Source organism: Archangium sp. (genome assembly GCF_036277355.1).
Lineage (GTDB): Bacteria > Myxococcota > Myxococcia > Myxococcales > Myxococcaceae > Archangium.
The window spans coordinates 19,564-45,647 of record NZ_DASUNC010000178.1 but is presented as its reverse complement, the minus strand read 5'-3'; the positions used below and the strand labels follow the sequence as shown (position 1 = coordinate 45,647).

Sequence of the window (26,084 nt, the reverse complement as noted above, 5' to 3'; positions counted from 1 at the left end):
GGCTCGTGGCCATCCCATCAGCCAACGTGCCTCACCTTTCCAGTCTCGGTGATGGGATACCCCTGCTCACGGGGAGCCTGCCCATCACCCAGCTCGCTCATTCTGGCCCGCTTTTCCCTCATCCAGCGTGCTCGGTAACAGTACTCGGCATCTCCGGTCTTGAGGGTGCGCTTGCCTCTAACACGAAGGTTCACCCGCCCACCTGAGGACTCCAGCACGTTTTTGACCTGCCCCTCGTACTCTTCCCAAGGAAGCTTCGGGTTCCCTCGTAGGTAGTTCTTCGGGGCTCTCGGCATTGCGTGCCCTCTGCGTCGCTCGCGATTGGCGCATTATATCCGGGCTCCCCCTTGCTGCCCCTCCAGACTCTCCCAGGCGCCCCGCTGGGCCTCTTTCGGGGCCCCGGGGGTGGGGGGGTAGCGGGTCGGCCCTTCAGAGGCTCCTGGGGCCGTAGCAGTTGACACGGGTTTGAAGCCGATCAACAGTGAATCCTACGGGCGTCGCATCCACGCCTAACCCTTATTGGCTCCCCGTGCGGAGCCTACTCAAAGGGCTAAGGGGACTCTGTCCTCGGATGGTTGTTGCGGCCCCTGACGGGCGGCAGGCGCGGTGCACGGACCTCTGGCCTTGCCATGCCCGAAGGAGTCCAACTGTGAACGGAAATAAGAAAGCGAAGAAGCTGGCTCGTGAGCGTAAGGCTCGCAACGGTGGGTCGTACCACGATGCGCTGATGCACGTCCGCGCCAAGTCCACCCATTGTGAGGAGGCCCCCGCGAGTCCTCCACCACCTGGAACGAACCAGCTTCGGCCAAAGGAACTGCGCCATTTGAGCCCATCGCTCTCGGAAGCCATCGAGAGCATGACTGCGGTGTTTGAGTCCCCCGCCATGAAGCTGGTGAACCAGCTGGCGGAGTCCCCCGCCATGAAGCTGGCGAACCAGCTGGCGGAGTCCCCCGCCATGAAGCTGATGAACCAGCTGGCGGAGTCCCCCGCCATGAAGCTGATGAACCAGCTGGCGGAGTCCCCCGCCATGAAGCTGATGAACCGGATGGAGAAGCTCGCGGGTGGCCGTAACGGGCTCTGGTAGTTCGCCCATCAAGGCCCCTCCGGTGCCCCGGGGGAGCCCTTCACGGCTTCCCCTGGGGGAACGAAAAACCGGCCTCACCATGCCCACCCCACAAAGGGGAAGGGAGGGTGTAGGCCGGTCAGGGACTCCGGGTGATGCCCTATGAACTCGCCAGGGCCGCTGGAGAGAAACTAACGAGCTTCAGGGAATGAGGTGAATGCCCCCGGCCATGGCGAACGATCCTCTGCCGTTAGTCCTCCACCACACTACTCGTCCAAGCCATGCCGTGGTCAGCCCCCGTCCAGCGAACCTCTCTGGCGTCTTGGAGCGGTTCGAAGCGGAAGACGAACCGAACGGAGCGGGCATCGTCGGTGACCACGGGGCGGGCCATCTTGATCCTGCCGCCAAAGTAGGAACGCTCGGACTTCGTGTTGTGCAGGTAAATCATCCCTCCGATGAGCTTCTCGGCATCGGCTGCCGTGACACCCCAGTTCCCGCTTTCGTATTCGCCGTCATCGGAAACGCGGTGGAGGTTGAGTCGATCACGACAGATGAAATGGATGGAAGGCATGGCTCCATCTTCGGAAGTTTGACGGTCGGGTGGAAGTCCCCTCCAGTGGAGCCGACGCGGATGTACCGGGCGGATACCAGAGGGGAACCCGCGCCCTCCTCTACCGGCCCAGGAGTCCCGCCAGCACCTCGACGCCGCGCAGCACCACCTCGGGCGGCGAGCACGTGAAGCACAGCCGGATGTGGTGCGGAAACGGTCCGAAGCTGGGCCCCGGAGACACCAGCAGGTTGCGCTCGACGCACCGCTCCAGGAACCCCGGCAGGCCCTTCTCGTCCAGGTGCGCGGAGACGTCCAGGAAGAGGAAGGTGCTGCCCTGCGGAGGCGCAACCCCCAGGCGCGCGGCCGCCTTCCTCCCCGTGTCGAGGTAGCGCGCGGAGGCCATGGCCACCCAGGCGTCTCCCGGCCCTCGCAGCACGCGCTCCCCGGCCAGCTGCGCGGCGGTGGGCGCACTGTAGAAGGAGTGCGTGCTCACCTTGCGCAGCTGCGCCACGGCCTCCTCGGGCCCCACCACGTAGCCGCACCGGTTGCCCGCCATGCCGTAGGCCTTGCTGAACGAGTACGAGGACAGCGTCCGCTCCGGCGCCAACGCACGCGCGTACGTGTGTTCGCCTTCGTACACATAGTCCTCGTACACCTCGTCCGAGAGCAGCCACAGCCCCTCGCGCCGCGCCAGCTCCGCCAGCGCCTCCACCCACGCCCGCGGTAACACCCGCCCCGACGGGTTGTTGGGGGTGTTGAGGTAGAGCGCCACGCCGCGCTCCGTGAGCCGCTCGCGCACCGCCGCCACCAGCGCCTCCGGGCTTTCACAGTCCAGGAAGGGCACCGGCACCGGCCTCCCATGGAACGCCGTGACGATGCCCGAAATCAGCGGCCAGTACGGCGCGAGGATGAGCACCTCCTCGCCCGGCGCCACCAGCCCGCCGATGATCGCCCCCAGCGCCCCCGTGGCCCCCGTGGTGACGAGCACCTGCGAGCGCTCCGTGGCCACCCCCGTCTTCGCGCGCACCCGCTCGACGATGGCCTCCAGCAGCCCCGGCATCCCCTGCACCGGCGCGTAGCGGTGCATCCCGGGGTGCTCCGCCACCCGGAAGTCCTCCATCCGGCAGCCCTCGGGCGGCTCCATCCACGTGTCCCCCACGTGCAGCGGGTACACCTCCCCGGACCTGCTCGCCAGCCGCTCCGCCAGCGCGGAGTACAGCGAGCTCGACATGCCCGACACCGACGGGGCGTAGCGCGGATGGTGGGGCATTTTTCCCTCGTTCCTTGAGAAATTCTTGAAGTCCAATTATTTCTCGTGATACCAGGAATACTGGTTCACGACATGGATCGCACATCTACCAAAGTCGGCGTCCTGCTGGGCGCCGTGCTGCTCATCATCTTCGGGGCGGCGCTGCTGTCGGGCCGGTCCTCCTCGCCGCGCGAGGAGTCCTCGGCGTCCGCGAGCGCCACGTCCGCGGCCTCTGGCGCCCGGAGCGGCGCACGTCCCTCCGGGAGCGCCCCCACGGGCTCCGAGGAGCCCCGTCCCCCCGCGAAGGAGCTGCTGCCCATGCCCCTGTGCTGGAAGGGGCTGGGGGAGTTGGACAGGACGCTCTCGTTCGACAACTTCCGCCAGGCCCTGGAGGCCGCCGTCGCGGGGCCGGATCGCTACCTCGCGGGCTACCTCCAGGAGCGCCTCACGGAGCTGATCGGCGGCGACGTGAACCGCGCGCTCCAGGTGGTGGCCTGGGCCGAGGGCGCCCCGGCGCCGTACCTCGGGGTCTACATCGAGGCGCTCAAGGCCTCGGACGCGGTGCACAACCCGAAGGTGGTGGATGCCCTGCTGAAGATTGGCGAGGACAAGGGCGCGCTGCTCATCAACCGGGGCGCCGTGCTGGACGCGCTGGACACGCAGAAGCGCCTGGGCCCGGCCCAGCTGCAGCGGGTGAAGGCCCTCGCGCTGGACGAGTCGCTGGACTCCACGTCCTGGCTGGCCACGCGCACCATCGGCCGGGTGATGAAGGAGGACTTCGAGCGCACCGGCACCTTCGCCCCGTATTGGAAGGAGCTGATGGACCTGAGCGAGAAGTCCGACGACATGGCCGTGCGCCTGCTCGCGCTGGAGATGCCCAGCTACTCCAACCCCATCCTCGACGGGGACTCCATCGACCGGCTCAGTAAGATCATGACCACGGACCGGGAGCGGGACGTGCGGGAGATGGCCGCCTTCCGGCTCGCCGTCACCGAGGAGCCGGAGAAGGCGCTGGAGGCCTACCGCAACGCCTTCCCCACCGAGCAGGACGAGTGCGTGCGCTGGGCCCTCTTCCGCTTCGCCGTCCGGGCCGCCGGCCCCAACGCCCTGCCGCTGCTGCGGCAGTTCGCCGCGCAAGACCCGCGCTTCGCCGCGGACCTCCAGAACTTCCAGCGGCTCTACGCCGAGGGCACGGTGGACTTCGCCCGCATCTGGCTGGGGGTGGAGGAGCGCCACGACTGCCTGATGGAAGAAGGGGCGCCCCACTGATGCGCCCCGTGCACTCTCGAGGAACGACGTCCATGGCTCACGGATACCGCACTCCCACCTGGCGCATGGCGCTGCTGGCCGCCGCCGCCTGGCTGCTGCCCGCCCCCGCGGGCGCCCAGGACAAGCTCCCCATCGAGCGGGTGACGTGCTCGTTCAGCAACATGTTGGAGGACTTGCGCGCGGGGCTGAAGACGGGCTCGCCCGCCTACCGCAAGTACCTGCTGCAGCACCTGAAGGAGGCGGCCCGGGCCATGCCGCCGGAGGAGCTGCGCGCGGCGGTGGAGCAGGAGAGGGACCCGGCCGTGCTGGAGGCGCTGGGCGCGGCCCTGGCCACCCACGCGGGCTTCACCGAGGACCCCACCGCGCTGCAGCCCCTGCTGAAGCGGGCGTCGCAGGACGCCGACCCGGCCACGCGCGCGGCGGCGGTGCGCGGGCTGCGCGGCACCGGCTCGGTGGAGACGCTGGCGAGGAACGGCAACACGGTGACGTACGCACAGCTCATCCGCGACGCCTCGCCCGAGGTGCGCGAGGCGGTGGTGGGCAACCTCGTGGCGGAGGACGCCACGGTGTACTCCGGCCATGACCGCACCGTGTCCGAGACGGCGGTGGAGACCGCGCTGGCCTCGCCGGACCCGGAGGTGGCGGCGAAGCTCTTGCGCGAGGTGTCCATGGAGCAGGTGGGCTCCGAGACGGTGCGCAAGCTCACCGGCCAGCTCAAGGCGGAGAGCCCCACCCTGCGCGCGGCCTCGGCCAGCGCGCTCGGCGGCGTGCCGGGCGCCGAGGCCCCGGGCGCCACCAGCTCCCTCGTCGAGCTGTACCGCAATGAGAAGGACCCCGCGGTGCGCAAGGCCGCGCTGCAGGGCATCGCCCGGCTCGGCCTGAGCGGCGCGCTGCCCACCCTCGGCTCGCTGCGCGGTGTGGCGCCCGCGCTCGACCCGGAGATCGACGCCTGGGAGACCGTGCTGCGGCGCGGGCTCCAGGAGTGGACGCTGGTGCTCCGGGAGAAGGAACGGATCCGCAAGTAGCGGTCCGAGAACGCCCTCAACGCAGTACCCCCCGCAGTGAATCCCCCAGGAGGAAGCATGAACGTGAAGAACATGATGTATGCCGCCGCGGCGCTCGTCGCGGGCTTCGCTGGCGTGGCCAGCGCCGCCACCGCCAACGGTGCCATCTGCGACACCGCCGCTCGCGTGGGCTCCACCACGTACTACTCGTGCTCGGGCAGCAGCCACACCGCGCTCGACATGAGCAACGGCACCTGCAGCGAGTGGAACCACCGCGCGATGATCGCCGGCAGCCGCTACTACGCCTACTACGGCGGCTGTGCGGCCAACTGCAGCGGCGGCACCACGTGCAACGGCGGCGCCGGCAACTACTACGTCGTCACGGGCGCCAGCGGCTGGGACTTCCGTCAGCTGCACCTCAACGCCAACGCCAGCTCCGGCTCCAAGACGTGCGACGGCTGCGCGCTGGGCCTGGTCGGCTCCACCGGTAACTCCACGGGCGCGCACGTGCACGCGGACAACCGTCAGTACGGCACCCGCAAGTCCGCCTGGTACACCAGCAAGGGCACCACCTGCGGCTCCAGCGCCTACTGCGGCAACGTCGTCGGCTACCCCACGCTGTAATCCGCGGTCCCCACCGCCCCGCCCCCTGTCCTGTGAGAGGCGGGGCGGGGCGGTTGTCTCCCCGGGCCGTGGCCCGCCCTCCCCTCGAGGGCCCGAGGCCCGCCTGGATGTCCGCACTCCGGACGGGCCCGTCCGCTCCGCTCCCCACCCGCTTCCCCGTGGCCGCGCCCGCTCCGGCTGCCCACCTTGGAAGCATCGGCTTTGGGACACGTGAGGAGCGAATGGCCATGCACAAGGACCTGGCGGACCAGGAAATCTACGGCACGGTGACGAAGACGGCCCCCGGCAGCATGACGGTGCGGGACCGGGGCGGCACCACGATGACGCTCGTGCTGGACGACGACACGCGCTTCCTCCGCCAGGGCCAGCAGGCGGCCCGCACGCAGCTGCGCGAGGGCATGCAGGTGCGCGCCGCCTATGACGAGGACGAGGGCCACTACGAGGCCACCACCGTGGAGCTGTTCCCGGGGGCCGCCGCGCCCCAGGGCAAGTGAGTCCTCCCGCCTTCCGCCGAGGTGCGCCATGCAGCACACGCGAGAGATTCCCCGGGAGGGGTGGGCCGACTACCTCCTCCTGTTGAGCACCATCGAGCGCGACCAGCAGGTCCGCATCCACGCCGAGGGGCCGGAGCCAGGCGACCACACGGTGGCCTGGAACCTGCCGCTGGTGGAGATCTCCGTCGAGGAGAAGGGCAGCGACGCGGGCGCCATCGAGGTGACGGTGGGCCCTCCCGGCGAGGAGCTCACCCATCGGATTCTGCGCCCGGTGCACGTCTGGGCCGAGGAGAGCGACAGCGGGGAGCTCGCGTGCCTCGACATCGAGGACGAGGACCACGTGAAGACGTTCATCCACTTCGAGTCGCACGAGCTGCGCGAGGAGTCCTCCGCGCCCGCGTGAAAAACGAAGAGGCCGGAGACGCCCCGCCCCACGTGGAGGCGTGCATCCCCGGCCCTTCGTCAGCTCATGAGAGCGGAGGGATTACGGGTACAGCGCGCGGGCGCCCGTCTTGTCCAGGCTGGTGAGGACGAGGTCGCCCGTCTGCGTGCCGTTGCACTGGGGGTAGTGCATGACGGAGGCCGAGTCGTAGGACGTCAGGGCGCGCCAGGCGGAGTCCTCGTAGCAGCCCGTGGAGCTCAGGCGGGTGTGCTCGTGGCGGAAGCCGAGCGTGTGGCCCAGCTCGTGGCGGAGGATGCCCGTGAGGGTCCAGGGCGAGATGCTGCCGAAGGCGCTGGTGCTGATGAGGATGTTGCGGGCCGAGCGGCTGGAGTTCGGGAAGAACGCGCGCGCCAGGTAGCTGGTGACGGTGGTCTGGCGCACGTCGAAGAGCACGCCCGTCTGGGACGCGGTGCAGTTGGAGTCGTAGCTGCTCGAGTGGATGAAGTTGACGTTGGCGGTGGCCTCCCAGGCCGCGGCCGCGCTGTTCATCGCGTTCACGACGGTGCTGTAGCGGGTGCCGAAGGAGGAGGAGCTCACGCAGTAGGTGAGGTTGCGCGCGGTGGTGCTGCTCCACTTGATGTCGCCGCCGCTGTAGTACACGGCCAGGCCGCCCTCGGTGGCGCCCACGTCGCCGTTGGCCACGTAGTTGTCATAGTACGCGCGCAGGCCCTCGACGCCCTCGACGGCCTCGTCGCCGTTGACGACGAACACGTCGCCCTCGTCCTGGATGGCGGAGGCCTGGAACTCCTCGAACGTGGGGAGCTTCTGCTCGGAGGCCTCGGGACCACCGCAGCCAACGAGAGCCACACCAGCCAGCAACGCCATGGAAAGCTTACGCATGGGGGTTTCCTCTTTCGGGAACGACGTGGGGGTTTGACGTGGCCGCCTGGGCTACCAGCCGCGGCCTCGCTCCCCTCCCTTGAGCACCCGCCGTGCCAGGAAGGCAGACTCTTGTCATTTCAAGGACCTGGCTGGACTCTCACGAATTGAGTTGGTGCGGAAACACTCCAGGTGCGGCCTCACGATTGCCAAGGCGCGTTACACTTCGCGCTCAAACATTAAGCATTTCAACCATTTACGCCGCAACCACTTCACTGTCCGGGAATCGGACACGCACTGTCGCGGGACAGGGCACCCCGTGGGAGGCGCCCGCTGGGGCGGAGGGGCGCTCAGCCGTTGGCGGCCTCGGGCAGCGGCAGGGGCGTGGGCGGGGAGGAGGCGTCGCCCCCGGCGAAGTAGATGCGCTCGAGCAGCTTGCGGTGGTGGATGAGGGGCTTGTCGTACTTGCCCAGCCGCATGCCCTTGAGGCTGTAGGGGGTGTGAGCCACCAGGGGAATGAAGCGGGCGTCGTCGCGAATCTCGTACCAGCTCAGGACGAGCGCGGCGCGGCGCACCAGGGGCAGTAGCGGGCGCAGGCGCGCGTCGTGGAGCTGGCCGAAGGAGAAGGTGTGCAGGCGCGTGGTGGCCGCCGTCTCCGGCACGAAGAAGATGATGGCGCGGTTGGTGAAGGGGCGCTGCTCGCCGGCGGGGCCCGTCCAGGTGATGGTGTAGTCGGTGCGCACCGGATCGAAGCGCGTCACCCAGTGGTTGTGGAAGAAGTCGCCGTTGCGCAGCAGCAGCAGGGGAATGAGGAAGGAGGGCCGCTGGGGCGCGCGGTAGCGCACCTCGGTGCGGTCCTCGTGGTTGTGGGCCTCGAAGGAGATGTCCTTCGCCTGGGAGCGGTTCCACCCGAGGCGGGTGTGGACGAAGGGGGTGTGCTCGTCCTCGCTGAAGTTGTCGAGCGTCACGTGCAGCGGCGCGCGGAAGAGCATGGAGAAGGCGCCGTTGAAGTCGAAGCCCTCGGGGGCGAAGTCGGGGAAGGCGGACAGGGGCGTGTCGCGCGCGGAGAGCCACAGGTAGCCGAAGCGCTCGACGAGCTGGAAGGCGCGCGCGTCACACTTCTTGAGGTCGGGCTGGCTGGGGCTGCGGCCGTGGCCGTCGGCGTCGAAGCGCCAGCCGTGGTAGGGGCACTCGAGCTGGCCCTCGCGGGTGACGCGGCCGGCGGACAGCGGGGCCATGCGGTGGGGGCAGGCATCCGCGAGCGCCGCGGGGCGGCCCTCGGCATCGCGGAAGAGGGCATAGGCCCGGCCCGCGAGCTCCACCCGCACCGGCTTGTCCTTCAGCTTCCGGGCGGGGAGGACGGGGTGGAAGAAGCGGGTGACGTCGGGAAGGGGCGCGTCGGGCAGGGGCTGCATGGGGTGCAGTCTATGACCTCCGGGGTCACTCTGAAGGATGCTGGACGGACAGCCCCCTTCCCCGCCCGCTTCCGGGCCCGGAGCATGCACATATTGACCTTCACGCCCGGCCCGAGGATCGGACGGAGGAAGGATGACGCTGGAATCGCTGCTCCTGCAGGCCTGGCCCCACGTGGCGGCGGCGTTCACGGTGATGGCCAACCTGCTGGCCACCGGGCACGCGGTGCTGCGCAAGCGGGACGTGCGCGCGGCGGTGGCCTGGGTGGGGCTGGTGTGGCTGGTGCCCCTGGTGGGGGTGGTGCTGTACCTGATGCTCGGCATCAACCGCATCCGCCGCCGGGCCCGCTCGCTGACCCTGCGCCAGGAGCACGGCCAGTTCCCCCCCAGGCCCCGGGTGGCCCCCTGCACCCCGGAGCAGCTCGCGGCGGAGGCGCCCCCGGCGGCGCACCTGGCCTCGCTCGTCCGCCTGGTGGACGAGGTGGTGCGCTACCGGCCGCTGTTGCCGGGCAACAAGCTGGTGCCCCTGGAGGCCCACGCGGGCGCCTACCCGGCCATGCTGGAGGCCATCGAGGCGGCGCGTACCTCCATCTCCCTGTGCAGCTACATCTTCGACAACGACGCGGCGGGCCGGCGGTTCGTGGAGGCGCTGGGGCGGGCGGTGGAGCGCGGGGTGCAGGTGCGCGTGCTCATCGACGCGCTGGGGGCACGCTATGACTGGCCGCCCATCACCGGCCGCCTGCGCCGCGCCGGGGTGCGGGTGGCGCGCTTCCTGCCCACGCTGCTGATACCGGCGCGCCTGCCCTTCATGAACCTGCGCAACCACCGCAAGCTGCTGGTGGTGGACGGCCGGGTGGGCTTCACCGGGGGGATGAACATCCGCGAGCACTTCCTGCCGGGCCACGGCGACGCGAGGGATTTGCACTTCCGCGTGGAGGGGCCGGTGGTGGGGCAGTTGCAGGAGACGTTCGCCGAGGACTGGGCCTTCACCACGAAGGAGCGCCTGCACGGAGAGACGTGGTTTCCCCCGCTGGAGCCCGCCGGGCCGGTGATGGCGCGGGGGATTCCGGATGGCCCGGACGAGGACTTCGAGACGCTGCGCCTGACGCTGCTGGGGGCACTGGCATGCGCGCGGAGCACGGTGCGCATCGTCACGCCGTACTTCCTGCCGGACTCGGCGCTCATCACCGCGCTGAACGTGGCGGCGCTGCGGGGCGTGCGGGTGGACCTGGTGCTGCCCGAGAAGCTCAACCTCCCGGTGGTGCAGTGGGCCTCCATCGCGCAGCTGTGGCAGGTGATGCGTTCCAACAGCCGCCTCTTCCTCACCGCGCCGCCGTTCGACCACACGAAGCTGATGGTGGTGGACGGGGTGTGGTCGCTCGTGGGCTCGGCGAACTGGGACCCGCGCTCGCTGCGGCTCAACTTCGAGTTCGACGTGGAGTGCTACGACGCGCAGCTGGCGGCGCAGCTGGACGCGCTCATCGAGGAGCGGCTGTCGCGCTCGCGGCTCGTCACGCTGGAGGAGCTGAATGCACGGCCGCTGCCCATCCGCCTGCGGGACGGCGTGGCCCGGCTGCTGTCGCCGTACCTGTAGGCCCGCGGCGACTCAGCCGTTGGCGGCCTGGGGGAGGGCCTCGCGCCAGCGGATGTCGAAGGTGCACGCGGTGCCATCGTAGGAGGCCACGTCCACGTGCACGCCGCGCGCGCCGGCCAGCTGCTGGGCCCGGAGGATGAAGCCCGCCGCGAAGGAGGGCACGTCGTCGAGGACGTCATTCATCCACAGCTCGCAGTGGCGCGGGGAGTGCCCCACCAGCTCGACCTCGCTGAAGTTGTTGCCGCTGCGCAGGTCCTGGCCGATGCGCTCCAGCATGCGCCGGGGGCCGAGCGCCGGGGCCAGCTCCGCCACCACGCGCCCCGTGAAGGTCTGCAGGTAGCCCTCCAGGAAGTGGATGCCCATCCACCAGTGCGCCTCGACGGGCTCCAGGTGCGGATAGAGGGCCCCGGAGGCCACGTGCACGAACGTCTTCCAGTCGTCGAGCGGATAGGAGACCGCCAACGGCTTCTCCAGGTCCAACCCCGCCTCGCGCAGCCGCCGCCGCGCGAGGCTCGACAGGTTGCCCCCGAGGGCCCGGACGAACAGGGCTTCGACGGCGGTGGCGAACACCACTTTCTCCGGCGGCATGACCGTCCCTTCGGCACCTCATCGGCGCCCTGCCAGGAAAGCGGCTCCGGAGGCGGAGCGCTGCCCTCGTCGGAAGACACTGCTCACTTTCTCATAAAGAAAAACACCTCCGCCACTCCCCCTCTTGAAAAGAGACACACGGCGGCGCTGTGCGACTCAGGACGACATGCGGCCGATGCATCCGCGCTGTCTCTCCCACGGCCCCAAACGCTGACCGGACCGAAACGTTGAGCCCGCGATCCGCCGCTGCCGCTGCTCAGGAGCAGGGCGCGAGGCACATCGGCAAGACCAGAAGACACCTCGCGCATTACGAGGATGGCTGGGACAGGACGCGCACCCGGCGGCAGTCCGCGCAGAGAAAGAAATAGAAAGCCATCTCCCCTACGAAGAGCACCTGCTCACCTTCAAGAAAAACCGAGGGTTCGCCAGATACTTCATACCCCAGGCTGGCAACATACCGCATGTGCCGCCCGCAGACGCAGACAGCCTCCAGCGGCTCCGCCAGCCAGACGGGCGCCCCCAGGACTCGCAGGAATCCCGCTCCCCCCAAAAAGTTGTCGCAAGCCGACCAGTAACGCTCTTCATCTCCGGGGAGTTCCTCCGGCTGCATGGGACGCAGGGATACGCACCGCTCTGGTAGTGGCTCAGGAATCCGATTCTCAAGGCCGAACGGATGCCCAGAGGAACAATCGCCAGCGAGCCAGTCGATCCGCCTTGTCCGCACGTCGAACTGGTACTCCTGCGTCTGCTTGCCCAGATCGCAGTTGAGGTAGAGGACCAAGGGTAGCTGGGAGACTCCAACAAGGGACGACTCCGGCAGCGCCTTCAGGTCCAGGGATAGCAGCAGACACGGCGCGGGAGGCGACTCCGCTCCTCCCAGGATCCGCCATGAACTGCCACCAAAGAGGTGCGGGGCGGCGGCATCGCCCGGAACAGCAATCCACCCGGATTGCTCCAGATGGGGTCCCCACTTTTCCACAACTCGCATCACGAAGTGCTCCTGTACCCTCTCACCGGGATATGGGGCTTGAGGCGATGCAACAGCCAGGTCCGTATCAAGCCCGGTTCTCCGCGAGGAGCCGGACGCGAATGAGGAATGACTTCCACCCTGGTCAGTCGAGCCGAAGCACCCTCATGTCCGTGCCTGTATTGGCGGAGACCTTCGGGAGCTTCCGCTTGGGCTCCAGCACGAATTCATAACCCGCTTGGACGAGCTGCCTCTTGCGCCCCTTCATCGCCATGTTCCTGAAGCCACGCACCGTCACGGCGTAGACTCCAGGGTCTATTCCCGTTTCCTTCCAGGACTCGAACTTGTTGCTCCACTCCTTGAGCACGAGCAGGTCCGCGACGACCAGGCGCGCAACCACCCGGAGGGCGTACTTGCCATTCTCCACCAACACCTCACCTGGTGGCGCATAGGACTCCGAGGCCAAGCGGACAGCAATATCGTAGCCAGCGTCATCGATCGCCAGCACCGGGACGATGAGGCCCTTGGAGAGCACCTCATCGCCCTCATCAGTGGAGACATAGCGGGTGAAGAGATCCGTCCCCTCGCGGATCCTGCCCCCATGGTGCTGGCGCAGCGCGGAGGGATCGAACAACACGAGCCCATTGAAATCGGTGTCGACCCTTCCCAAGTACATTGGGAGCCCTCTTACTCTCCCCTCTCGAATGAAAGAGGAGCACGCGCATCAACCGCGCAGGACGCGCTCGGTCCAGGGCAGCTGCCCGTCGTGGTCCCACGCATAGCGCAGGTCCGCCACTTGATCCGAGAACCATTGGTGCAAGGGGGCATCTGGACCGTAGACGATCTCATCACGCCCCAGACCACGCACATGTCCCCGTGCATCCACTGCCCAGAGAACCTGCCCTCCCGCCGCCTCGGCGAACACCACCCAACCCGGCTCACGGCGATACCATGGGTATTGCACCAGTTCCTCGTTGCTGCTCACCAGGGAGCCCTGTGCGCCCACCCCATGAAGCACGAGGGCGCCCTGGAAGAGGCGGGCGCCGTTATGCCGGGCGAGCAATCGGTGTAAGGGTTCGGGAGGGGTCAATCCCAACCGGCCGAAGTCCTGAGCGATTTCCGCATCACTGGCCCCCGCGGAGAACGTGTGCTGGTAACGCTCCGCCTCGCCCTCCACGCGCGCGAGCACCTCCTCCAGGCCGGGCGCTTCGGGCGGTGGCTCTTGCGGCCCCTGCCGGTGGCCGGGCTGCACTGGCCGAGCATGCGCCTCCCCTTCCCAGCTCACCCGATCGATGCGCAGCACCAGGGTCTCGAGATGTTTCTGGAGGGCCAGGAAGACATCTCCCCGGACGAGAAGGGCTCGCCACCAGCTTCGCGGCCCGTTGAACCACGGAGACCAGCAGACGGAGTGCCCGGACCACCCTCGCGCATCGAAGCGGACGGGCGTCAGCGGAATGCCGTTGAGCCGCTCGTCCGTGCCTCGGGGATGGAAGGTCTGTGGGTTGAGCTTGTTGAGGCGGAGCTGCGTGTCCACCAGCGGCCCGGTATGGCCCTCGGTATCCAGCCGGTAGAGCCGGTGGCCCGCGACACGGTTGGGGGTCACATGCGGCACGAGCGTGGCCGTCCACCCAGTGGCGCCAGAGGACTCCAACGCCCGCACGAGCCGTTCCGAGCACACCAGGTCCGGGCCTGCCCCAGGCTGCATCAGGTCATGCAAAGGCGTCAGCTTGCGATCGATGGGGCGCTCGCGTGCGTGCAGGGGAACTCCATCCGCGTCCAGGGGGACGGGTTTCGCCGGTCCGAGCTCGGCCAGTTCAGGTCCCACCACGGGAACCAACCGCACCCAATCCTCCGATCTCACGTCCTCGCGCCGCTCCAGGGGACTCCAATCGCGGGCCACCTGCTTCCAGGGCATTTCATTCGCCATGGTCACCCTCTCCTCTGTGCCTTCACGACCACCTGCTCATGAGCACGCTTTGATCTTCGCCGCATCGTGATCGAACCCCTTCTTGAATTCATCAAGCTTCTTCGCGTCCACCAATCCCTTCGTTTCCAGGTGTCTGTGATAGAAGTCCTCCAGGTCTCCCAGGATGGTACTGCGACTGAGCTTGCCCTCGTTTTCGATGCGGTTGAGGTACTCATTCCAGTCAGAGCCATGCTGGTAGCCATTGCGCATTTCCAGCCCGGGGTAGCGCTCCTTGAGGAAGCCGGACAGCGCCCCATGGACATTGCTGTGGGTTGTGCGATCGAGCATGACGGTCCCCGTACGTCGAGTAGGATCCAACGCATTGCGCACATCTTCGGTCAGCAGGCCCTTATCCTCCATTATCTCCATCAGCCTGCGGGGAACGGTGTGGTGCCCGTCATCCAGACCGAAGGGGTCGATGCAGGTGAGAGGGTCATCCGTGTAGGCGTACGGGTCCAGACCCCCGAGCAGGCCAATGGGATCCTGGCTGATGTATTGCCCGGTCGAGGGGTCATAGTAACGGAAGCGGTTGTAATGGAGCCCCGTCTCCTCGTCCTCGTACTGGCCGGGCCAGCGCCAGGGGCAGCGGGTCTGAGCCACCTCGGCCCGCAGCGCGCCATTGATGTCGAGCCGTCCCTTCCAGGCCAGGTGGCCCCCCTCGTCGTAGAGGGCCGAGGGAGTGCCCAGATGATCGGTGAGGATGCCGTAGCGCTTGTCTCCCTGGAGCTTGGCGAGAGGAGCCGGGCGCCCGGGCTCGAAAAGCCAGGTGGTCATCGGCTCCTGCCGTCCGAGCTCATGGACAGGGTTGTCACCATCCCAGAGCCAACGCACCTCGCCCCGGGTTCCACTCTTCAGCACTCGCCGGCCCAGCGCGTCGTAGGCAAAGCTCACGACGGCGCCATCCGGCCGGACGACCTCCCTGAGCAGCCCCGCGGCATCGTACTCGTAGCGCCAGCGCGAGCCATCCGCGTCGCGTCTCTCCACGAGATTGCCCAGGTCATCATACTGGAACCGGGGGCCATCACCCGGGAGCGGCTCATCACCCGGGGAGGGCGTTGGACCCGGTCGCGCCAGGGTCCGCAACAGCGCGTCCAGTGGCGGAGCGGCGCGGTGCTGGAGGGTGCCATCCGGCCGTCTTGCGGCCACCAGCCGCGAGCGCGCGTCGTACTGGAAGGACGTCAGCCCCTCGAGCGCATCCACCAGGCCGACCAGCTGCTGGCCCTGCCAGCGGTAGCCCACCTGGGAGACCTCCTGCTCTCCTACGTGGATGCGCTGACGCAAGGGGAGCCCAAACGCATCACGCTCCCAGCTGGACACCACGCCTCCGGGCAGTCTGCGCTCCACCTCACGCCCGGCCACATCGCGCCGGAAACGAGTCTGCCAGCTCCCGAACTCTCCCTGGGCCTGGACGGCATGGACGTGCCCGAAAGGATCGCGCACCCACTCCTGCCTCACGCCCAATGAGGAACTCACGGATGTCCGGTGGCCGAGCTCGTCATACTCGGAGGCCACCCAATCATCTCCCTGCCACTCCTTGAGCAGGCGTCTCAGAGGATCGAATTCGCGCCGCACACTCACTGTGGCATTACGTGCCTCGATGAGCACACCATCCGCGCGGTAGGCGAACTCGTCGACGCTGCGATCCGGGTACTGGATGCTCAACACACGGCCCGCCGCATCCCTCACGAGCTCGCGGCAACCGCCACCAGGCAGCTCCACGCGGACCGTCCGGCCAATCGCATCCCTGGTGAAGCGACGGCTCCGGCCATCAAAGCCCCGCTCCTCCACGACACGGCCACACGCGTCCCTCAGCAGGGAATGGACCTGGCCGGTGGGCGCGATGACCTGGAGGAGCCGCCCCTCCGTGTCATGGTGGAAGCGGATCGTCTCCCCGGAATCCTCCTGGCTCGCGAGCTTTCGGAAACCGGAGTAGGCGAAGCGTGACAGGCGCCCGTTCTCCCGCAGCTCCAGGAGTTGCCCTTCCTCATCGTAGGAGAAACGCGTGATGTTCGAGGTACCGGGCACTTCGGCCTGATACAGCCGCCCCGCCGCATCACGCTTCAGCAGCCAGGTGCGCTGCTCGCGGTCCACCATCTGGCTGGGGCGGCCCAACCGGTCGTTGGTGCAAGAAAAGAGGACGCGGCCTGCGACCCTGGCCTGGGAGATGAGCCACTGGGAATCGCGTACGACGTCGACGCGCAGCCTGGCGGAGAAGATGAGCGCGGACAACAAACCTTCACGGTACTCGTACCGGGTCTTGCCACCGAGCGGGTCCGTGCGCTCGATGGGCAGACCCCGCCCGTCATAGCGGGTGTGCCAGACATTGCCGCAGGCATCGTGGAGCTCCGCGGGGAGACCCAGCTCGTTGTATTTGGCGGAAAGCTTCGAGCCATCCGGCTTGGCCATGCTGGTGAGGTTGCCGCGCTCGTCATACTCATACACGGTGGCCTTGCCGAGCGGGTCCACCTCCTTCACCAGGCGCAGGGCATCATCGAACTCGCGTTGCCAGCAATTGCCCAGCGGGTCCGCCTCCTTCACCACCACCCCGCGCCCATCGGAGTAGTACGTGGTGGTGTGGCCCAGGGAGTTGGTGACCTCGGTGACCCCCCTCTCCTTGTTGTAGAAGAGCCGGTGGTCGAAGATGCCGCCGTCGCCCCAGGTGTGCACGCACCAGGCCTCGGCGCCCTGGCCGTCGTACTCGAAATAGAAGCTCAGGCCCGTGCGGTCGGTCTCGCGCACCAGCAGGTGGCCGCTGTATTCATAACGGGCGGCGTGCCCCAGCGCATCGTAGGCCTCCACGAGGTCACCCGCCTCCGAGTACCCATAGCGGTTGTAGGGCACCAGGCCCGGCTGCGTGGGGTGTGGCAGCCAGGTCCTCACCAGCCGCCCCCGGACATCATGCTCGAAACGCAGCCGCCGCCGGGCGCTGTCCACCACCCACTCCAACCGCCCGTGCCCGTCATACTCGTAATGAATGGCGTGCCCGGCCCGGTTGCGCGTGCGCGTCACCCGGCACAGCCCCGGGTCCTCGCCCCCGACGAAGCGCAGCTCGTGCACCAGCCCGTTCGCCTGCTCCACGCTCCATTGCAGTTCCCCCATGCGCCGCAGGGTCAGCCGGTCCATCGGCTCATACACCGCCTCGCCCAGGGGCGCCCGCTGCCGGGGGAACTGGCTCACATCGAACTCGATCTCCCGCCCATCCTCCGCCCGGAACACCACCTTCCCCTGCTCCTCCCACACCGCCAGGTCCAGCGAGTGGCTCCAGCCATGGCCCACCGCCGAATCGCGTCCGCAAAGGCTCGAGGAGTAGTGACGCTCGAACTTGAGCGGAACGGGCCCCGGCAACTCCCAATCCACCGCCTCCGTCACCGCCCGCCCCGTCACCACGTCCACCGGGTGTCCTGTCAGCGTGCAGATGGCCTTGTGGATCCGATCACGCGCCCGTTCGCCCAGCCCCACCTTGTCCATGACCTTGTTCGCCGCCTTGTGGATGCGGTCGGACACGTCACTCATCTTCCGGCTGGCCTTCTGCAGGCCGCGCAGCTTCTTCAAGCCCTTCAGCAATGCGCCCAGGGCCAGCTTCATCATCAGCCCTGACAAGGAAATCGTCGGAGGCCCGCCGACCACCACCGGGGGTCCCGCTGGAATGGACAGGGCAATCGAGGTGGGAAGCAGCAGCGTCTTGGCCCCAGGCCCCTTCTTGCGCGGCGGCGACGGCATGCCGATGTCCTGACAGCTCAGCACCGGCAGCGTCATGTAGGTGAAGGGCTCGTCGTCCACCATGACGGTGGAGCTGCCCATGAAGGTCTCGTTCTCGTTGCCGGGCGGCTTGGCGAAGGCGCCTCCAATGGGGAAGTGGGGAGGCAGTGTCACCCCGCCCGTGCCCGCTTGCGCCCGCGGCAAGCCGTTGACCAACACCGTGGCGCCGATGATGGGGATGTAGTCGAACGGATCGAAGACAATGCCGATATGCGGGTGGGGAATGGGCACCACCGCCCCCGGGGGGGTGATGATGAAATGGATGTCGATTCCCAACACCGGATCCAGGTGCTTGACCGCGGGCATCATGCCGCCTGACCTCCCGCGGCCTGGACATCCGGCCGCCAATCGTTGCCCAGGAGCGACTCGGCCTCGGACTCCAGCCGCCGCGCGGCGGCCTCCCCCTGGCGCGCCCGGCCCAGCCGCACCCGGGCCTCCGCCACATAGGGCAACGTCGAGGAGGCGCGTGCCTCGGGCTCGAGCGCCAGCCCTAGGCTCCAGGCCTGTTCACTGCTCTCCCAGGCCTTGTCCATTTCCTGGATGGACTCCCGGCAAAAGCTCGCCATGCGCCAGCACTCCAGCTCCAGGCGCGCATCCGCCAGCTTTCGCGCCAGGGGCGCCGTTTCCTCATAGAGCACGGCCGCCTCCGCCCACTCCTGCCTCGTGACCAGCACAGCCCCCATCGCCATGCGGGATTTCAGCCGCAACTCGGCTCCCTGGGCCTCGCCCCTGGTCTCGGCCTCCATCGCGACTGCCTCCGCCTTGCGGTAATGCTCCAACGCCTCCGTGGGCTTGCTGGCCACCAGGAGTGCCGCTCCCATGGCCCAACGCGCCGCCACCACCAGCGCCGACCAGCCCTGTCCGGCCGCCAACGCCACCGCTTCCTCCCCCAGCCGCGTCACCTGATGGAGCTCGCCGCGTCCCGCCGCAGCGCCCAGCCGCACCAGCAACTCCCGGTAGCGCCCGCCCGCCGGATCCATACCCGCCGCTCCACGCGCTACCTCCTCCATGGCCCCTGGCATGTCCAGGTCCGCCACCATCGTCTTGATCCGCGTCGGCTCCGCCTGCGCCAGCGGCTCCAACACCCTCACCCGCACGTCATCCAGCACCACCACCCGCACCTTCGGCGAGTGCGGGGACGCCAGCGCCTTCTGCAGCCATTGCCGCCACGCCTTCACCTCCGACACCTGGCCCGGAACCAGCACCACCGCCAGCACCTCGCACACGGACGCGTAATGGCGTTGCAGCGCCTCACAGGCGCTGAAGAAGACCTCCGCCCCCGACTGCCCGGGTGCCACCCGCCCCAGGTCTACTTCCTCCTGGCTCTCCGCCACCATCGCGACCAGCATCTCGCGCAGCTCGAGCCCATACGCTTCCGGCTGCACGAAAGGGATGTCGAAGCGCAGGAAGAGATCAGGACATTCCCCCGTACGCTCATCGCCCTCCTTCTTCAGCCACGCCTCCACCATGCGCGCCTCGCTCGGCTCCACCAACCAGCGCAACAACCGCGCCTCAGGCGCCTGCGCGAATTCCACCCACTGGTTGTGCAGCCAGCCCAGCCGCTTCTCCACCGCGTTCTTCATGTGGCCTCCGTCCGTTCCTGCCGCCCCTCTCATCGGCCCACTTGGATTCCCGAAGCGCTCATTATTGTTTGGCAAACGGCGCAAGGAAACGAGCCAAGACATGCCCTCGGCGCGGAGCCTCCCGACGGCAGGTGAAGGCACTCCCGTCTGGAAAACTGTTCTGTCGGCGGAAAACCGAATCCCCCCCTGGCGGAGGGCGATTCAGGACGACATGCGGCCGACGAGGCCGAGGATGGCCTCGCCGTAGCGCTCGGCCAGCTTGGGGCCGACGCCGTGGATGCGCTGCAGCGCCAGGCCGTCCCGAGGACGCGCGGTGGCGATGGCCCCGAGCACCTTGTCGGTGAGGATGCGGAAGGCGGGGACGCGCCGGCGGCGGGCCTCGGCGAGCCGCCATGCCTTCAGGGCCTCCACGAGTTGGGGCGAGGGCGTACCCACGCCCAACGTCTCCCCGCTGCGCCGCGAGCGCTCCAGGGCCCGCGTCAGCGCCTCCCGGCCACGAGGGGCCGGAGAGGGGCGTGCCTCGTCCTGCGCCTCGTACGCGTAGTAGGCGGGCTCGGCCCGCGCCAGGGCCTGGCGCTTCTTCCTGCCTCCGGAGGCGGACTCCTTGCGGCGCGAGGCCTTCTTGCGGCCGCCTTCCGCCCGGGTGCCCTTGGCCCGCGAGCCCCGGCGCTTGCGCGCGGGGGCCTCGTCCGGCGGCCGGGGCAGCTGCACCTGGCCGGGAGCGGGCTCGCGCGTGCGCCGGCCCTCGGGCGTGAGCGACACGCGCTGGAAGGTGATGCTCTGGCCGTCCTTCTCGAAGGTGTCCTCGGACAGGCGCACCAGCCCGGCACGCACCAGCCCCCCGAGGAGCCGCTCGAAGTCGCGCCGGGGCAGCGCCTCGCCGAACAGCTCGCGGTGGAGCCGGCCGGTGGCCTGCGCGTCGCGCTCGTGGAGCGCCTCGAGGATGCGCCCGAGCGCGTGCAGCTCGCTGGCGGTGGGCTCGCCGAAGCGCAGGGTCGCGCAGGAGTCGGGCGCGCAGACGTCACACAGGCCGCACTCGGCGCCCGTGTCCTGCAGGTCGCCGAAGTGGTCCACCAGGTGCTTCATCCGGCACCCGTGCGACTCGGCATAGCGCGCCATGTGCTCCAGCTGGGAGTGCTTGTGCTCGCGCTGCGCCGCGTACGAGGCCGCCCAGCCCGGCTTGCCCCGGCGCACCGACTCGTCCGGGCTGATCTCCACGCCGCCGTGAATCCAGAGCTGCTCGAGCGCCTTGTCGAAGGTGTCCACCGCCACGCGCGCCCGCGCCGCCAGCGACTCCTTCGGCTCCGCCTCCTCGCGCGACGCCCGGTAGATGCGCTCGAGCACCGAGGGCTCCGGGTAGTCTCGCTCGTGGAAGAACTCGTGCGTGCGCCGGTCGATGAAGGAGTGCAGCAGCACCGCGCGCGAGGGTTTCCCATCCCGGCCCGCGCGGCCCAGCTCCTGGTAGTAGCCCTCCAGGCTCGCTGGCAGCGCCGCGTGCACCACCGTGCGCACGTCCGCCTTGTCGATGCCCATGCCAAAGGCCGTCGTCGCCACGATGACCTCCAGCCGGCCCCCGAGGAACGCCGTCTGCACCTCGTCCCGATCCGACGCGCTCATGCCCGCGTGGTACATGCCCGTGCGGAAGTCCGCTCCGAGCTCCTCCGAGTACCGCTCCGCGTGCTTGCGCGTGGACGCGTAGACGATCGCCGGCCGGTGCGAGGGGTCCGCCAGCAGCTCACGGATGGCGTCGGAGCGCTGGCTCGGGTTGAGCTCGCGCACCTCGATGGCGATGTTCGTGCGCCGGAAGCCGTGGATGAAGGTGCGCGCGGGGGCGTTTCCCGCTCCCTCGAGCCCGAGCTGCTGCACGATGTCGCGCTGGACGTCCGGTGTCGCCGTGGCTGTCAGCGCGATGACGGGCGAGGGACGCAGCATCGGCAGCCGCGCGCCCAACAGGCGGTAGTCCGGACGGAAGTCGTGACCCCACTGCGAGATGCAGTGCGCTTCGTCCACCGCGACGAGTGCCGGCGTGCGCCGGGCCAGCAGCTCCACGAAGCCCGGCACTCCGAGCCGCTCCGGCGCGATGAAGAGGAAATCCAGCAGCCCCTCGAGGTAATCCGCGCACACCTGGCGCGAGGTGGCTCTGTCTCGCCCCGAGTGGATGCGATCCGCCGCCAGGCCGAGCGACTGGAGCCTCGCCACCTGGTCCTCCATCAGTGCGATGAGCGGGCTGATGACCAGCGTCGTCCCCGCTCGCGCCAGGCCCGGGAGCTGGTAACAGAGCGACTTGCCCGCTCCCGTCGGCATCACCAGCAACAGGTCCTTGCCCTCCGTCGCCGCACGGCACACCGCCTCCTGGTACGGCCGGAAGTCCTCGAAGCCGAAGACCTGCTTGAGCAGGCCACGCAGCTCGGAGGGCCTCGTGGGCTGGCGCTGGGTGCGCTCGGGACGACCAGTGGGTCCGGGGGACATGCGCGTCAGGGCCGGGCGCGCGGTGTTCCTCGGTGGGGACTGGGGCTCGGTGGCGACCTGGTTGCGATGGGGACGGGGTTGACCCTCACCCTGACCCTCTCCCAGAGGGAGAGGGGATTCACGCGGGCTCAACCTGGGAGCCGAGATACCCTCACCCCGTCCCTCTCCCGAAGGGAGAGGGGTTGTTGGCCCTCTTGGGGTTGTTGGCCCTCTTGGGGGGGTGGGTGTCCTGGGGGTTGTCGCCGCCACCATCGGCATGGGGAGGTTCGGCGGGACATTGCCCACCACCTCGATGACGTACGCCTCGATTCCCTTCAGGAACGACTCCAGGTCCCCGCTGCCCTGCTCGATGCGATGCAGCCACGCCTCCCACTGCCCCGTCATCGCCGGACTCTTCACGTCCGGATGCACCACCCGGATCAGCCCGATTCCCTTCTCCGTCGCCTCGAACGACTTCCCCTTCCTCACCAGATAGCCGCGATCCAGCAACGTCTCGATGATCGCCGCCCGCGTGGCCGGTGTCCCCAGCCCCGACTCCCTCATCGCGTCCGCCAGCTCCTTGTCGTCCAGCGTCCGCCCCGCCGTCTCCATCGCCGTCAGCAGGCTCGCGTCCGTCAGCCGCGGCGGCGGCCTCGTCCGCTTCGTCACCGGCTTCACGTCCCGCACCACCCTCGCCTGCCCCTTCGCCAGCCCCGGCGGCAACTCCTGCTCGTCCTCCGGCTCCTCCGCCTCCGCCTCGCTCCCCTTCTTCCCCGCCTCCCTCGGCTTCGGCGCCTTCTGCCCTCCCCCCACGTCCAGCACCTTCCAGCCCTCGCGCACCACCATCGTGCCCGCGCTGTGGAACCGGTCCACCTCCGGCGCCGACGTCACCGCCGTGATGACCGTCGTCACCGACCAGACGAAGTCCTCGTGCCACGCCGCCAGCAGCCGCCGGCACACCAGCTCGTAGATGTTCCGCTCTTCCCGCGTCAGCCTCGCGCTCTCCGGCGACGTCGTCGTGGGGATGATGGCGTGGTGGTCCGCGACCTTCGCGTCGTCCACGAAGCGCCGTCCCAACGGGCGCACTCCCGTCTCCGGCGCCAGCAGCGCCTCCCACGGCCCGCGAATCGCGCGCACCACCTCCGGCAACGTGTCGGCGATCTGCCTGGTCAGGTGCCGGCTCGACGTACGCGGATAGCTCAACAGCTTGTGTTTCTCGTACAGCGCCTGCGCCAGCTCCAACGTCCGCTGGGCGCTGTAGCCATACAGCCGGTTCGCGTGACGCTGCAGCTCCGTCAAATCGTAGAGCAACGGCGCCGCCATCCGCTTCGTCTCGGCGGTGACGGACTCCACCGCCGCGCGGCCCGTCTTCACCCGCTCGACGATGCGCCCCGCCTCCTCGCCGTCCGCGGACAGGCGCCGGGCTTCACGCGCGTCCCACTCCTTCTCCTTCCCCGGCTCCGCGGGACGGAACCACGTGCCCTGATAGCTCCCCCGCGGCCCCTCCGCGCCCGCAGGCCCGAAGGTGGCCACAATCTCCAGGTAGTCCTTGGGCACGAAGTCGCGGATGGCCAGCTCGCGCTCCACCACCATCGCCAACGTGGGCGTCTGCACCCGCCCCACCGAGAGCATGTCCCCGCCGCACGCCAGCGTGTACAGGCGCGTCAGGTTCATCCCCACCAGCCAGTCCGCCCGGCTCCGCCCCTTCGCCGCGTCCGCCAACGGCTCGTACTCGCGCCCCGGCTTCAACGCGCGGAAGCCATCCCGGATGGCCCCCTCCGTCAGCGACGACACCCACAGCCGCTTCACCGGCTTGCGGCACCCCGCCGCCTCGTAGATGTAGCGGAAGATGAGCTCGCCCTCGCGCCCGGCGTCCGTGGCGCACACCACGGCGTCCACCTCGGGCGCGTTCATCACCCGCTTCACCACCTTGAACTGGCTCGCCGTCTTGTCCTGCACCACCAGCGGCCAGTCGCCCGGCAGCATCGGCAGCAGCTCGCGCTGCCAGCGCTTCCACTCGGGCCGCATCTCGTCCGGCTGCGCCAGCCCCACCAGGTGGCCAATGGCCCACGTCACCACGTAGCCATTGCCGCGCAGAAACCCGTCGCCCTGCTCGCGAGCGCCCAGCGCCCGAGCGATGTCGCGCGCCATGGCCGGCTTCTCCGCCACCACGGCCAGCACGCCCCGTCCTCCTCCGTCACCCATGTTCATTCCATCCTCATCGCGGCCTACATCGTTCCATACCCCGCCGCCCCCACCCACCTGCAAGGCCGTTCAGCACTCCGCCCCTTCGCTCGGAGAGCAGGCAGGCAGACACGCAGGGTGAGATTGATCGCCCTCCGGCCCGCCCACGAGGCGCTTCCGCCCCGGGTTGGCGCCCTGACGCAACCGGTTGGCGTCCGCGAAGAAAACTCCCGGGCGCACCTTGGCCATTATCCCCGCCTGTCACCGATCTCGCTCACGGGCGTGCCACACGGAGGGGAGCCCATGCAGCGCGAGCTGGAGAACAGCATGAAGGCGACGCGTCATCAGGTCCACGGAATGCGGCGGGGCAACGGCAAGGCGGGGGTGGTGCTGCACGTGGGGGGGGAGCAGAACGCGCCGGTGATGAAGACTCTGGTCCGGCTATCTCCGATGGCCGGACAGTCCGAGCGCGATGGGGGCAACCGGCTGACGGTACCCCGGCTGGCGTCCTTCGCGGGGGCGAAGCGCGCCCAGTTGGTGGTGCTGGCAGAGGCAGGGGTGACGGACGGGTTGCGCGAGGTGGTCACGGGGGTGACGTGCCTCGCGGCGGTCCGGCCACTCTCACCCCGGCTGGCGGTGGCCCCCATCGTGCTCAGCAGAGAGCAGCACTTCGAGCCCGCCTACGCCCACGAGCTCGACCTGGGCGTGGATGTGGGTGGCATCTACAGCTGGTAGCACCTCGCGGCTCCGAGGTGGACGGCCCGGCGACTCCTGCCCCGGCGGAGGGGGAGGGCAGAGCAGTCGAGGCCGGAGTGATGGGGGATGCCCCGGTTCAACCCGGGCATCCCCTGTTTTTTGTCCGCTCCCCGCCCTCAGGGCGCGTGGGCCGCGCCGACGCCGGACTGCTGCTGGTGCCAGGCGGCGAGCACCTCGCGCTCACGCTTGGGAGGGAGGCCGGCCCGCTTCCGCAGCTCCGCCTGCCGCTCCGGGGGCAGCCCGTTGAACCAGGTGAGCGTGTCGCGTGCCGTGTCCACCGCCGGGCGGAACTTCAGGCCGCGCGCCACCGCCCGGGCGTTGCTGACGGCGCTCATGCCCGCCATCTCCCCTCCGGGCGTCACCCACACCGGCATGTCCATCCACGCCCGCACGCCGTGCTTCTCCAGGAAGGCGGCGTCCACCCAGGTGAAGGTGGCGTCGCCGCCGCTGGCCTGTTTACAGGCCTCCAGCAGCCCCTTCATGGTGAGCGGCTTCGCCGGGCCCGTGGCGTTGAAGGTGCCCAGCTCCCGGTTCTCGAGGGTGAGGATCGTCCACTCGGCCAGGTCGCGCACGTCGATGAACTGCGCCGAATCCGAGCCGCTGCCGGGAGCGAGCACCTCGCCCCCCTGGGCCACGCGCACCGGCCAGTAGGTGAAACGCTGCGTGGGGTCATCCGGGCCCACGATGAGGCCCGGGCGGATGTTGGTGGTGCGCCCGGGAAAGGCCGCCTCGACCGCCTTCTCGCAGAGCGCCTTGAGGGCACCGTAGTTCTCACGGACGTTCTCGTTGGCGGGGTCGTCCACGGTGGCCAGCGGCGAGTCCTCGTCCATGCCCGGCCGCGGCAGCTCCTTGTACACGGAGATGGTGGAGATGAAGACGTAGTGGCCCACGTGGGGCGCCAGCAGCTCCGCCGAGGCGCGCACCACGCGCGGCACGTACCCGGAGGTGTCCACGACGGCGTCCCAGGTGCGGCCCTCGAGCGCCTTCAGGCCCTCGCCGTTCTGGGGATCCCGGTCCCCATGCAGCTTCTCCACGTCCGGGAAGAGGTGGGGCCGCGTCTTGCCGCGGTTGAAGAGCGTGACGGTGTGGCCCCGCGCGCGCGCCGCCTCCACCAGCTGGGGCCCGAGGAAGCCCGTGCCACCGAGGATGAGGATGCGCTTGCTCCCGCCCTTCGGCGCGGACGCCCTCGCCGCCTCACTCCCCTCCTTCTTCGTGGAAGCACACCCCACGGCCCAGAGCGACCCGAGCGCGGCGGCGCCCTGCAATACCCCTCTGCGAGACAACTTCATGCGTGACCCCCTCTTCGAATGAAA

The 26,084-nt window shown here is 69.0% G+C and carries 20 protein-coding genes; 8 read left to right on the top strand and 12 right to left on the bottom strand.

Annotated elements, in window-relative coordinates; translation table 11 throughout:
- Positions 1–856 precede the first annotated feature (856 nt).
- Positions 857–1,084 (top strand): hypothetical protein, encoded by a 228-nt coding sequence (locus VFZ09_RS44905; RefSeq protein ID WP_329733993.1) that lies wholly within the window; start codon positions 857–859, stop codon positions 1,082–1,084.
- 229 nt (positions 1,085–1,313) lie between these two features.
- Here the strand turns inward: VFZ09_RS44905 and VFZ09_RS44900 are convergent, their stop codons facing one another.
- Both VFZ09_RS44900 and VFZ09_RS44895 read right to left on the bottom strand, forming a co-directional pair.
- On the bottom strand, positions 1,314–1,634 hold the full coding sequence (locus VFZ09_RS44900; protein ID WP_329733992.1) for a hypothetical protein: 321 nt from the start codon (positions 1,632–1,634) through the stop codon (positions 1,314–1,316).
- A gap of 100 nt (positions 1,635–1,734) precedes the next feature.
- On the bottom strand, positions 1,735–2,883 hold the full coding sequence (locus tag VFZ09_RS44895; protein WP_329733991.1) for a pyridoxal phosphate-dependent aminotransferase: 1,149 nt from the start codon (positions 2,881–2,883) through the stop codon (positions 1,735–1,737).
- A gap of 72 nt (positions 2,884–2,955) precedes the next feature.
- Here VFZ09_RS44895 and VFZ09_RS44890 point away from each other — a divergent pair, with 72 nt between their 5' ends.
- From VFZ09_RS44890 to VFZ09_RS44870, 5 genes are all read left to right on the top strand, one after another.
- On the top strand, positions 2,956–4,131 hold the full coding sequence (locus tag VFZ09_RS44890; protein ID WP_329733990.1) for a HEAT repeat domain-containing protein: 1,176 nt from the start codon (positions 2,956–2,958) through the stop codon (positions 4,129–4,131).
- Positions 4,132–4,163: 32 nt separating this feature from the next.
- The gene (locus tag VFZ09_RS44885; RefSeq protein WP_329733989.1) at positions 4,164–5,156 is read left to right on the top strand and encodes a HEAT repeat domain-containing protein; all 993 of its coding nucleotides are present in this window, start codon (positions 4,164–4,166) and stop codon (positions 5,154–5,156) included.
- A gap of 57 nt (positions 5,157–5,213) precedes the next feature.
- Positions 5,214–5,759, top strand: coding sequence for a peptidase M23 (locus VFZ09_RS44880; RefSeq protein WP_329733988.1), 546 nt, complete (start codon positions 5,214–5,216; stop codon positions 5,757–5,759).
- Between the two features lie 221 nt (positions 5,760–5,980).
- Complete coding sequence (locus tag VFZ09_RS44875; RefSeq protein WP_329733987.1) at positions 5,981–6,253, top strand: DUF5666 domain-containing protein; 273 nt, start codon at positions 5,981–5,983, stop codon at positions 6,251–6,253.
- Positions 6,254–6,281: 28 nt separating this feature from the next.
- Positions 6,282–6,656 (top strand): DUF5335 family protein, encoded by a 375-nt coding sequence (locus VFZ09_RS44870; RefSeq protein ID WP_329733986.1) that lies wholly within the window; start codon positions 6,282–6,284, stop codon positions 6,654–6,656.
- Positions 6,657–6,737: 81 nt separating this feature from the next.
- Here VFZ09_RS44870 and VFZ09_RS44865 read toward each other — a convergent pair whose 3' ends face one another.
- Both VFZ09_RS44865 and VFZ09_RS44860 read right to left on the bottom strand, forming a co-directional pair.
- Entirely contained in the window at positions 6,738–7,535 is a 798-nt protein-coding gene (locus VFZ09_RS44865; RefSeq protein WP_329733985.1) for a M57 family metalloprotease, read from the bottom strand.
- A 329-nt stretch (positions 7,536–7,864) separates the two neighbouring features.
- Entirely contained in the window at positions 7,865–8,929 is a 1,065-nt protein-coding gene (locus VFZ09_RS44860; protein ID WP_329733984.1) for a Rieske 2Fe-2S domain-containing protein, read from the bottom strand.
- Positions 8,930–9,062: 133 nt separating this feature from the next.
- Between VFZ09_RS44860 and VFZ09_RS44855 the strand changes: the two genes are divergently transcribed.
- Positions 9,063–10,520 carry a phospholipase D-like domain-containing protein gene (locus VFZ09_RS44855; protein ID WP_329733983.1) on the top strand — a complete coding sequence of 486 codons (1,458 nt, stop codon included), beginning with the start codon at positions 9,063–9,065 and terminating at the stop codon, positions 10,518–10,520.
- Between the two features lie 12 nt (positions 10,521–10,532).
- Here VFZ09_RS44855 and VFZ09_RS44850 read toward each other — a convergent pair whose 3' ends face one another.
- The 7 genes from VFZ09_RS44850 to VFZ09_RS44820 all read right to left on the bottom strand — a co-directional run bounded on the left by VFZ09_RS44850 (position 10,533) and on the right by VFZ09_RS44820 (position 24,036).
- The gene (locus tag VFZ09_RS44850; RefSeq protein WP_329733982.1) at positions 10,533–11,108 is read right to left on the bottom strand and encodes a DUF2378 family protein; all 576 of its coding nucleotides are present in this window, start codon (positions 11,106–11,108) and stop codon (positions 10,533–10,535) included.
- Between the two features lie 307 nt (positions 11,109–11,415).
- The gene (locus tag VFZ09_RS44845; protein ID WP_329733981.1) at positions 11,416–12,099 is read right to left on the bottom strand and encodes a hypothetical protein; all 684 of its coding nucleotides are present in this window, start codon (positions 12,097–12,099) and stop codon (positions 11,416–11,418) included.
- Positions 12,100–12,220: 121 nt separating this feature from the next.
- Positions 12,221–12,751, bottom strand: coding sequence for a hypothetical protein (locus VFZ09_RS44840; RefSeq protein ID WP_329733980.1), 531 nt, complete (start codon positions 12,749–12,751; stop codon positions 12,221–12,223).
- Positions 12,752–12,799: 48 nt separating this feature from the next.
- Positions 12,800–14,002 (bottom strand): hypothetical protein, encoded by a 1,203-nt coding sequence (locus VFZ09_RS44835; protein ID WP_329733979.1) that lies wholly within the window; start codon positions 14,000–14,002, stop codon positions 12,800–12,802.
- Positions 14,003–14,038: 36 nt separating this feature from the next.
- Positions 14,039–18,109 carry a DUF6531 domain-containing protein gene (locus VFZ09_RS44830; RefSeq protein WP_329733978.1) on the bottom strand — a complete coding sequence of 1,357 codons (4,071 nt, stop codon included), beginning with the start codon at positions 18,107–18,109 and terminating at the stop codon, positions 14,039–14,041.
- Positions 18,106–19,383: a hypothetical protein gene (locus VFZ09_RS44825; RefSeq protein ID WP_329733977.1), complete on the bottom strand. Its 1,278-nt coding sequence runs from the start codon at positions 19,381–19,383 to the stop codon at positions 18,106–18,108. The genes VFZ09_RS44830 and VFZ09_RS44825 overlap by 4 nt, the downstream gene beginning before the upstream one ends.
- Before the next feature lie 201 nt (positions 19,384–19,584).
- Positions 19,585–24,036 (bottom strand): DNA topoisomerase 3, encoded by a 4,452-nt coding sequence (locus VFZ09_RS44820; RefSeq protein WP_329733976.1) that lies wholly within the window; start codon positions 24,034–24,036, stop codon positions 19,585–19,587.
- 282 nt (positions 24,037–24,318) lie between these two features.
- Here VFZ09_RS44820 and VFZ09_RS44815 point away from each other — a divergent pair, with 282 nt between their 5' ends.
- A complete protein-coding gene (locus tag VFZ09_RS44815; RefSeq protein WP_329733975.1) occupies positions 24,319–24,750 on the top strand; it encodes a hypothetical protein in 432 nt (143 codons plus the stop codon).
- 137 nt (positions 24,751–24,887) lie between these two features.
- Here VFZ09_RS44815 and VFZ09_RS44810 read toward each other — a convergent pair whose 3' ends face one another.
- The gene (locus VFZ09_RS44810) at positions 24,888–26,060 is read right to left on the bottom strand and encodes an SDR family oxidoreductase (protein ID WP_329733974.1); all 1,173 of its coding nucleotides are present in this window, start codon (positions 26,058–26,060) and stop codon (positions 24,888–24,890) included.
- Between the last annotated feature and the right edge of the window lie 24 nt (positions 26,061–26,084).

Excerpts from the sequence above, each read along its gene's own strand:
- VFZ09_RS44860 (WP_329733984.1), bottom strand. The coding sequence starts at position 8,929 with ATGCAGCCCCTGCCCGACGCGCCCCTTCCCGACGTCACCCGCTTCTTC.
- VFZ09_RS44850 (WP_329733982.1), bottom strand. The coding sequence starts at position 11,108 with ATGCCGCCGGAGAAAGTGGTGTTCGCCACCGCCGTCGAAGCCCTGTTC.
- VFZ09_RS44865 (WP_329733985.1), bottom strand. The coding sequence starts at position 7,535 with ATGCGTAAGCTTTCCATGGCGTTGCTGGCTGGTGTGGCTCTCGTTGGC.
- VFZ09_RS44900 (WP_329733992.1), bottom strand. The coding sequence starts at position 1,634 with ATGCCTTCCATCCATTTCATCTGTCGTGATCGACTCAACCTCCACCGC.
- VFZ09_RS44855 (WP_329733983.1), top strand. The coding sequence starts at position 9,063 with ATGACGCTGGAATCGCTGCTCCTGCAGGCCTGGCCCCACGTGGCGGCG.
- VFZ09_RS44820 (WP_329733976.1), bottom strand. The coding sequence starts at position 24,036 with ATGGGTGACGGAGGAGGACGGGGCGTGCTGGCCGTGGTGGCGGAGAAG.
- VFZ09_RS44905 (WP_329733993.1), top strand. The coding sequence starts at position 857 with ATGACTGCGGTGTTTGAGTCCCCCGCCATGAAGCTGGTGAACCAGCTG.
- VFZ09_RS44810 (WP_329733974.1), bottom strand. The coding sequence starts at position 26,060 with ATGAAGTTGTCTCGCAGAGGGGTATTGCAGGGCGCCGCCGCGCTCGGG.
- VFZ09_RS44895 (WP_329733991.1), bottom strand. The coding sequence starts at position 2,883 with ATGCCCCACCATCCGCGCTACGCCCCGTCGGTGTCGGGCATGTCGAGC.
- VFZ09_RS44880 (WP_329733988.1), top strand. The coding sequence starts at position 5,214 with ATGAACGTGAAGAACATGATGTATGCCGCCGCGGCGCTCGTCGCGGGC.
- VFZ09_RS44890 (WP_329733990.1), top strand. The coding sequence starts at position 2,956 with ATGGATCGCACATCTACCAAAGTCGGCGTCCTGCTGGGCGCCGTGCTG.
- VFZ09_RS44875 (WP_329733987.1), top strand. The coding sequence starts at position 5,981 with ATGGCCATGCACAAGGACCTGGCGGACCAGGAAATCTACGGCACGGTG.
- VFZ09_RS44840 (WP_329733980.1), bottom strand. The coding sequence starts at position 12,751 with ATGTACTTGGGAAGGGTCGACACCGATTTCAATGGGCTCGTGTTGTTC.
- VFZ09_RS44835 (WP_329733979.1), bottom strand. The coding sequence starts at position 14,002 with ATGGCGAATGAAATGCCCTGGAAGCAGGTGGCCCGCGATTGGAGTCCC.
- VFZ09_RS44885 (WP_329733989.1), top strand. The coding sequence starts at position 4,164 with ATGGCTCACGGATACCGCACTCCCACCTGGCGCATGGCGCTGCTGGCC.
- VFZ09_RS44825 (WP_329733977.1), bottom strand. The coding sequence starts at position 19,383 with ATGAAGAACGCGGTGGAGAAGCGGCTGGGCTGGCTGCACAACCAGTGG.
- VFZ09_RS44815 (WP_329733975.1), top strand. The coding sequence starts at position 24,319 with ATGCAGCGCGAGCTGGAGAACAGCATGAAGGCGACGCGTCATCAGGTC.
- VFZ09_RS44830 (WP_329733978.1), bottom strand. The coding sequence starts at position 18,109 with ATGATGCCCGCGGTCAAGCACCTGGATCCGGTGTTGGGAATCGACATC.
- VFZ09_RS44870 (WP_329733986.1), top strand. The coding sequence starts at position 6,282 with ATGCAGCACACGCGAGAGATTCCCCGGGAGGGGTGGGCCGACTACCTC.